5 protein-coding genes are annotated in these 7,094 nt (G+C 49.6%); 2 read left to right on the top strand and 3 right to left on the bottom strand.

The window, feature by feature from the left end; all coding sequences use genetic code 11:
• Positions 1–204: 204 nt before the first annotated feature.
• A complete protein-coding gene (locus tag H6F93_RS10795) occupies positions 205–3,153 on the top strand; it encodes a glycerol-3-phosphate acyltransferase (protein ID WP_190680573.1) in 2,949 nt (982 codons plus the stop codon).
• On the opposite strand, the gene H6F93_RS10790 is transcribed toward H6F93_RS10795, so the two are convergent.
• Both H6F93_RS10790 and H6F93_RS10785 read right to left on the bottom strand, forming a co-directional pair.
• Positions 3,150–4,067 carry a succinate--CoA ligase subunit alpha gene (locus H6F93_RS10790; protein ID WP_190680570.1) on the bottom strand — a complete coding sequence of 306 codons (918 nt, stop codon included), beginning with the start codon at positions 4,065–4,067 and terminating at the stop codon, positions 3,150–3,152. The two genes, H6F93_RS10795 and H6F93_RS10790, sit on opposite strands and share 4 nt — an antisense overlap.
• The gene (locus tag H6F93_RS10785) at positions 4,064–5,224 is read right to left on the bottom strand and encodes a succinate--CoA ligase subunit beta (protein ID WP_190680568.1); all 1,161 of its coding nucleotides are present in this window, start codon (positions 5,222–5,224) and stop codon (positions 4,064–4,066) included. The genes H6F93_RS10790 and H6F93_RS10785 overlap by 4 nt, the downstream gene beginning before the upstream one ends.
• A 110-nt stretch (positions 5,225–5,334) precedes the next feature.
• Between H6F93_RS10785 and H6F93_RS10780 the strand changes: the two genes are divergently transcribed.
• Positions 5,335–5,979, top strand: coding sequence for a YqiA/YcfP family alpha/beta fold hydrolase (locus H6F93_RS10780; protein WP_190680565.1), 645 nt, complete (start codon positions 5,335–5,337; stop codon positions 5,977–5,979).
• A 278-nt stretch (positions 5,980–6,257) separates the two neighbouring features.
• Here the strand turns inward: H6F93_RS10780 and H6F93_RS10775 are convergent, their stop codons facing one another.
• Positions 6,258–6,770 (bottom strand): hypothetical protein, encoded by a 513-nt coding sequence (locus tag H6F93_RS10775; protein WP_190641133.1) that lies wholly within the window; start codon positions 6,768–6,770, stop codon positions 6,258–6,260.
• Between the last annotated feature and the right edge of the window lie 324 nt (positions 6,771–7,094).

The raw sequence follows: 7,094 nt of genomic DNA, 5'->3' as shown, positions 1-7,094 counted from the left end.
CGCAATGCTCACAACTTCCCGCTCGACCTCGCTTCTGTGAAGGCTCCTAGCATTGTTGGCTAGACTCTAGTCCAGCTCAAGCAAAAGCGCTCCCGAAAGGGGGCGCTTTTTGCATTTTGGTTTGAGATAGAGCGTTTGAACTGAGCGATCGCCCCTATAATCATCCAGGGACATATCCCAAAATTGCTGAGATTAGATACGCTCATGACGCTGACGCAGGTTTGGGGATCACTGCTCATTTTCTTAGTCTGTCCACTTATGGGTGGTTTACCCCTGATCAGTTGGATTACACGGGCACTAACGGGTCGGCAACTATCCAAGATTGGCACGGGAAATGTCAGTGTTTCAGCGGCGTTTTATCACGGTGGGCGACTTGTTGGAATTTTGGCCGTCTTGTCGGAAGCACTGAAGGGAATTGCGACTGTTTGGTTAGCGAGGCAGTTCTTTCCAACTGACCCAGTTTGGGAACTGATGGCGCTGATCGCGCTGGTGATGGGACGTTACTGGATCAGTAATGGCGCAGGTACGACCAACGTAGTGTGGGGCTACATTGCGTTCGACTGGGTTGGGGCAGGACTGATTTTTTTGATTAGCGCCGCTACCTTTACAATTCTGCGTGAGCGTAAGCAAGGACGCACATCTGTTCTGATTTTGTTGCCACTAGTCACGGCTCTCCGCCATCCCCATAGCGGTGAAGTGGTAGGCGCAGCAGTAACCCTGAGTCTGTTATTAGCCTGGATTTATCAAAAAATTCCTGATGACTTGAATCTGTCCACTGGTGCAGTACGAGGAGATTCTCAGTCTGTGTTTCAGTTTTTTCGGGGCGATCGCGCCATTCTCTCGCTCGATCGCAACCTCAACCCTGACAAAGTTGGTCACAAAGCAGCAACGCTTTCCCAGTTGCGTCGTTGGGGCTATCCGGTGCCAATGGGTTGGGTGCTGCCTCCAGGAGACGATCCTGCTCCTTTACTGGAGTTATTGCAACCCTCTGCTGAAGAACCATTGGTGGTTCGATCTTCTGCAATCGGTGAAGACTCCGATATCGCATCCGCAGCAGGGCAGTATGAGTCGATTTTGAGAGTGACGAGTCAGCCCGTATTGGAGCAGGCGATCGCCCAATGTCAGCTTTCCTACAGCCGTCCTGCCGCTGTTCAATATCGGCAAGACCTAAAAGTGCCAGAAAGCGCAATGGCAGTTGTGATTCAGCATCAGATCCAGGGTGTTTTTTCGGGAGTTGCCTTTAGCCGTGACCCGATCGCTCGTCAAGGAGATGCAGTTGTCATCGAAGCCTTACCCGGTGGTGCAGAGCGGATTGTATCAGGGCAGTTTACCCCAGAGCAATATCGGGTTTGGGTCGAGGATATTGAGTTTCACTTTAGTGAAGATCCCCAAACCGATCCGTTTGATTGGCGATTGCCCGATATGCTGTCGCTTGAGGTGGAAGGTTCGGGGGACGTGCCGCCTCGTCTGATTCAGCAGGTAGCTTATCTGGTTCGTCATCTGGAAGCCCGCTATCATGGCGTTCCCCAGGACATTGAGTGGAGCTATGACGGTCAGCAACTCTGGCTGTTGCAGTCGCGTCCCATTACAACGCTGTTGCCTATCTGGACGCGTAAGATTGCGGCGGAAGTAATTCCTGGCTTAATTCATCCCTTAACCTGGTCGATTAACCGTCCTCTCACCTGTGGTGTTTGGGGTGAAATTTTTACCATTGTGCTGGGCGATCGCGCTCGTGGGCTAGATTTCAATGAAACGGCAACGCTGCACCACTCCTCTGCCTACTTCAATGCTTCGTTGCTGGGGCAAATTTTTCGCCGCATGGGTTTGCCGCCAGAAAGTCTGGACTTTCTTACTAGAGGAGCCCGATTCAGCAAGCCGCCCTTAACATCAACGCTGAAAAATGTACCGGGGCTCCTGCGGCTCATGGGACGAGAGTTGCGTCTGGTAGAGGATTTTGACCAGGATCAACAGCAACATTTTGTTTCAGGACTTGCTGACCTCGAAGCTCAGCCCGTGGAGGAACTGTCGAGCGTAGCGCTGCTGGGACGCATCAATCAAATTTTGGAATTGCTGAAGCGAGCAACCTACTACAGTATTTTGGCTCCACTCAGCGTCTCAATTCGGCAAGCGCTATCTAAAGTCGAAGATGCAGAGTTAGACACCAGCCAGATGCCCGAAGTAGATGCTTTGCGATCGCTCCAAACCTTAACCGCAAATGCTCGTTCTTCAATGTCGTTGGACTCGCTTCAGCCTAACAGTTCTGCGGTTTTTGCTGCTCTTATAGACAACCCGGATGGTGTCAAAAATACGGTTCTAGAGCAGTTCAACCAGTTTCTCGATCGCTATGGCTATCTCAGCCGTGTAGGAACGGATATCGCAGTTTCTACCTGGAAAGAAGACCCGCAGCCCGTCAAAGACCTGTTTACCCAGTTTCTGTTTAACCCGCCAGCAGAATCTGACGCAGCAGTTAAGTTACGGCAGAGCTGGAAGGCAACCCAGGTTCAATCTCGCTTGAACCTGAAGGCGCAGGTTACGGTGCTCTACAGTCGCCTGCTGGCAGAACTGCGCTGGAGCTTTGTAGCACTGGAGCGACTGTGGCTGTCATCAGGTGTAATGGAGCAAGCAGGAGATATCTTCTTTCTCAAATTCGATGAGATTCAGCGACTCATTGCTGAGTCAGATCTAAAACTGCGAGAAAACTTGTCATACCTGATTGCAGAACGGCGATCGCAGCTCAAGCAAGACCATCGGCTTCGGTCAGTGCCAGCTTTGGTATACGGCAACGATCCGCCCATGCTGACCTATCAATCGCAGTCTGTTGGACAAACTGCCCGCCAACTGCGCGGCATTGGAGCAAGCCCAGGTCGAGTCATCGGACGGGTAAAAGTGCTACAAAATTTGCAGCGATTGCCAGAAGTCGATCGCGAAACGATTCTGGTCGTGCCCTACACCGATTCTGGCTGGGCACCCCTGTTGGCAAGGGCAGGCGGCTTAATTGCAGAAGTAGGAGGGCGGCTCTCGCATGGAGCAATCGTTGCTCGTGAGTATGGCATTCCGGCAGTTATGGACATTCGCAACGCCACTCAACGATTGCAAGATGGGCAGCGAGTACAGATTGACGGACAGCAAGGCACAGTAGAAATTTTGCCCTAGCCCTTTTTAGGGCTGGATTTGGTGCCACCCTTAAGCACTTGCTTCAGCAAATCAGGTAACTGAGAGGGACGTTCTGCAACCGGAACTTTTGCTTGCTTGAGGGCAGCAATTTTGCTTTTGGCAGTGCCTACTTCATCTCTCAATCCAGCAATTTGAGAAGAGACTACCGCTCCAGCATGTCCTGTGTATTGACTCTGAGGCAACGTACGGCCCGCAATGTACGCAACTACAGGTTTATCAATCGCCTCAATGATGTACCGAGCTGCAACTTCTTCACTGTCGCTGCCGATTTTGCCGACAAGCACGATTGCCTCGGTTTCTTCATCTTCGTCTAGGATTTGAAGCCACTGCTGAAAGGTCGAACCAATAACGCGATCGCTCCCAATTCCCAAAGCGATCGACTGCCCAAACCCAGCCTGAGACAGCTCTCTTGCCACTTCATAAGTAAGCGTTCCGCAACGGCTCACGATCCCTACCTTCCCAGGCGTGTAAAACTCTGCTGGGTGAGTTCCCAGCAAAATCTGACCAGGCACAATAATTCCGGGGCAGTTTGGCCCGACAACCAGGGTTTCGGACGCTTCTGCAATGCGGCACAAGCGCATCATGTCCATCGGTGGTACCCCTTCTGTCACCACGATGAGTTGACGAATTCCGGCAGCGATCGCCTCCAGCGCCGCATCCAATACCTGGTAGGGCGGCACAAAAATTACGCTTGTATCCACTGTGCCTACACTAAACAAAGCCTGTTCAACCAGGTCAAATATTGGAATTCCTTCTAGTTCTTGCCCGCCATGCCCAGGACTGATCCCAGCTAAGATTTGACCGCTATAAGCTTGCATCAATGGCGCATAGATAGAACCGAGTGGTTCAGTAATTCCTTGAACCAATACCTTGCTCTCTGAAGTGAAATTCATTTTGCCCTTAAAACGCTATTGCTAAGAGAAATTGCTTCGGCGATCGCCTCGTCTAAATCGTCAAACAAAGGGAGGTTCAACGCTTGGAGCATCTGACGGGACTCGTCAAACTGATCCCCAACTAGTCTGACCACAAAAGGTGTTGTGCAGCTATCAAGCTGACGCTGTAAATGAGTGGCGATCGCCTCCGCAGTCTGCTTGCAAAGCATTACGTTTCCCAGGATGTTCACCAATACAACTTTTAGATTTTTGCTCTGCATCATTAACTCTAGCCCTTGCTGAATCCGGTCGCGCAAAACCGCAGGCGAATCATTGTGCCGATACTCACTCCCCAGATTTAGAAAACTAGCCAACCGCCCTCCCGCCTGGTGAACCAAGTCCACCGTGGACATTGTTAGCCCTGCACCATTACAGAGGATGCCAATATTGCCCTCCAGTTCCACTAATGTCGTTTCTGATGAGTCCCTTGGCAAGATTCTGGTTTTAATCTGATTGGGAATTTTCGCCTGGAGAGCAGCCAAATCCGGATGCCGTCCCAATGCGTCGTCATTCGCTGTAATTTTGCCGTCTAGTGCCATCAGTTCTCCCGCAGGACTCACTGCTAAAGGATTGATTTCAACCAAATCCAAATCCTTTTGCAGGAATAGCTGATACATTTTCTCCAAAATGTCACTCACCGACTGAATCAGTTCTCCCTGCAGCCCCATTTTTAACGCCAGCCTGCGAGCATAAAAAGGAGAAAACTCCTGATCCACAGTAACTTGCTGCATTGCGCCAATAGTCGCTTCTACGTCCAGCCCGCCCTGCTGAGAACCCAGCAAGAGTGGACGACGGGCCGACCAGTCTAATATCACGGCTAGATAAAGCTCCCTATCCGCGTCATACTTTGCTTCTGCCAGCAGCACAGCAGGATACATGCCTGTGATTGGCAAATTAAAAATAGTTTGAGCCGCAGCAACTGCATCAATTGTATTTTCTACAAAGCGAATCCCGCCTGCTTTGCCCCGCCCACCCGTGTAGACCTGAGATTTCAGTACAACAGGATAAGGAATCTTTAAGCCCTTCAGATCCTTCGGATGGTTGATTTGCTGCGAGGGCAAGATGGGAATTCCCATCTCGTGAAACAATTGCTTAGCCTGATATTCCAACAAGTCCATTGTGACGAGTCACCCCTAAAGAAGATAGTGTCGCGCATCTATCTCGACTCTGCAAACTGTGAATCAACATCAGGCATGTTTCTATAGATTTTTATTTATAGGTTTCCACGATGAGTTCAACGAATACTTTTATTTATCTACATGGATTTGCCTCTAGCCCTCAATCAGCTAAAGCAGTGTATTTGAGCGATCGATTCCAATCGCTCAAAATCGACCTCAAAACTCCCGATTTGAATCAAGAAGACTTCACTCATCTGACCTTGAGCCGTCAGATTCAGCAAATTCAATCCGCATTTCCACCGGCTCCACAACCTATCACTTTGATTGGGTCTAGTTTGGGTGGACTAACCGCCGCTTGGTTGGGGGAATATCAGCATCAGGTCGAGCACTTAGTGCTGCTAGCCCCTGCATTTCGATTTTTAGCGCACTGGTTGCCCAAACTTGGCACAGAGCAAGTGCAGCGCTGGCAGACAGAGGAATATCTATCGGTTTATCACTACAGTGCACAGCGGATGTTGCCTCTACACTACGACTTTGTGGCTGACGCTGCCCAATATGAAGAAACAAAGCTACAGCGATCGCTTCCTACCTTGATTCTGCATGGTCAATCTGACGAGGTGATTCCCATCCAGGCGAGCCGCGACTTTGCAAATCAACGCCCCTGGGTCAAACTGATCGAACTCGACAGCGACCATGCTCTAGCGAATGTTCAACCTGAAATCTGGCGAGAAATTCAAACCTTTTGTCAGCTTTAGGTCGTGAACTACTATTTGTTAATTGTCATTAGTGCGATCGCACCCAAATTCTGAAACTCTACACTAGTAGTACGGCAAGTCTAAAGTGTTGGGTTCCGCTCTGCTCCACCCAACCTACAGTTCTTCTCAACTTGTGTAGCTTGCGTAGGTTGGGTGAAGCGCAGCGGAACCCAACCTACGCAAGCTACACATGCCACTAGTTTGGTGTGAAGATGTTGCAGATATGGATGAAGGCGCACCACAGTACGCCCTTCATAGGAATTGATGTGTTGCGACTCCTAAACCTTGACCTTAACGTTGAGCTGCCCAGGAGGGCGTCGTACCATTCTCACCGAATAGGGCAAAACCCCAACTAATAGCGCAAATGCGTCATCAGGAATTCGCTCAATTGTTTCCTGGTCAAAGTAATTCTCAAACTGATTCAGAATCATCTGTGCCCGCTGGAGCGGCTGTGATTTATCAGTAAACTGCTGCGTCAGGCGAATCCACTGCCGCCGGATAAGATAGGCTTTTTGACGCTCCTCATGAGATTCAGGGGAGATTAACGACAAATCACCGACGGGTACAACGCGCTCACAGTCTACGTCGAAAAAGCTGCCTACTGCAGCACCTGGTCCAGCAAACTCGGCATGATAGGCTTTACACAAAATCAGACCATTTCGTCGTCGGTCATTCACCATTAGCAAATGCCCACACTTAATCTGGTTCAGAATGTCTGACTCATTCGAACATTCTGAAACGAGTTGGCACTGATGGTTATTTGTACTAGACCCATTTTCTCGCCCATTCATAAACTGTGCGCTACTAGTAGCAGCCTGTATCGACTTGATAGATGTCTAAATCTTTGTAAAGGTGCTGGTAGTTCAGACACGGATTGTCTGACAAAATCGCCAGATAGAGCAGACATCAGGAAAAGCAAGAAAACCTAGTGATTTGTACTGCGCCCATTGCCTTATTTTATGGCAAGAAATTAAGGCGATCGCGACGCAACAATCAAGAGATTTTGAAGCAGAGATGAAGATTTATTTTATCTAAGCAAATCTGTTTGACCTGCATTTGCCTGAAATCGTTACAAAAAACTCTGGGATTGATCCAGGTACACCTTAAACTGTAGG

This window comes from Leptolyngbya sp. FACHB-671 (assembly GCF_014695745.1).
GTDB lineage: Bacteria > Cyanobacteriota > Cyanobacteriia > Elainellales > Elainellaceae > JAAUTN01.
The sequence above is the reverse complement of the archived record's forward strand: the minus strand, read 5'-3'. Positions and strand labels throughout refer to the sequence as shown.

Coding starts and splice junctions, on each gene's coding strand:
- H6F93_RS10795 (WP_190680573.1), top strand. CDS start 205: ATGACGCTGACGCAGGTTTGGGGATCACTGCTCATTTTCTTAGTCTGT.
- H6F93_RS10790 (WP_190680570.1), bottom strand. CDS start 4,067: ATGAATTTCACTTCAGAGAGCAAGGTATTGGTTCAAGGAATTACTGAA.
- H6F93_RS10785 (WP_190680568.1), bottom strand. CDS start 5,224: ATGGACTTGTTGGAATATCAGGCTAAGCAATTGTTTCACGAGATGGGA.
- H6F93_RS10780 (WP_190680565.1), top strand. CDS start 5,335: ATGAGTTCAACGAATACTTTTATTTATCTACATGGATTTGCCTCTAGC.
- H6F93_RS10775 (WP_190641133.1), bottom strand. CDS start 6,770: ATGAATGGGCGAGAAAATGGGTCTAGTACAAATAACCATCAGTGCCAA.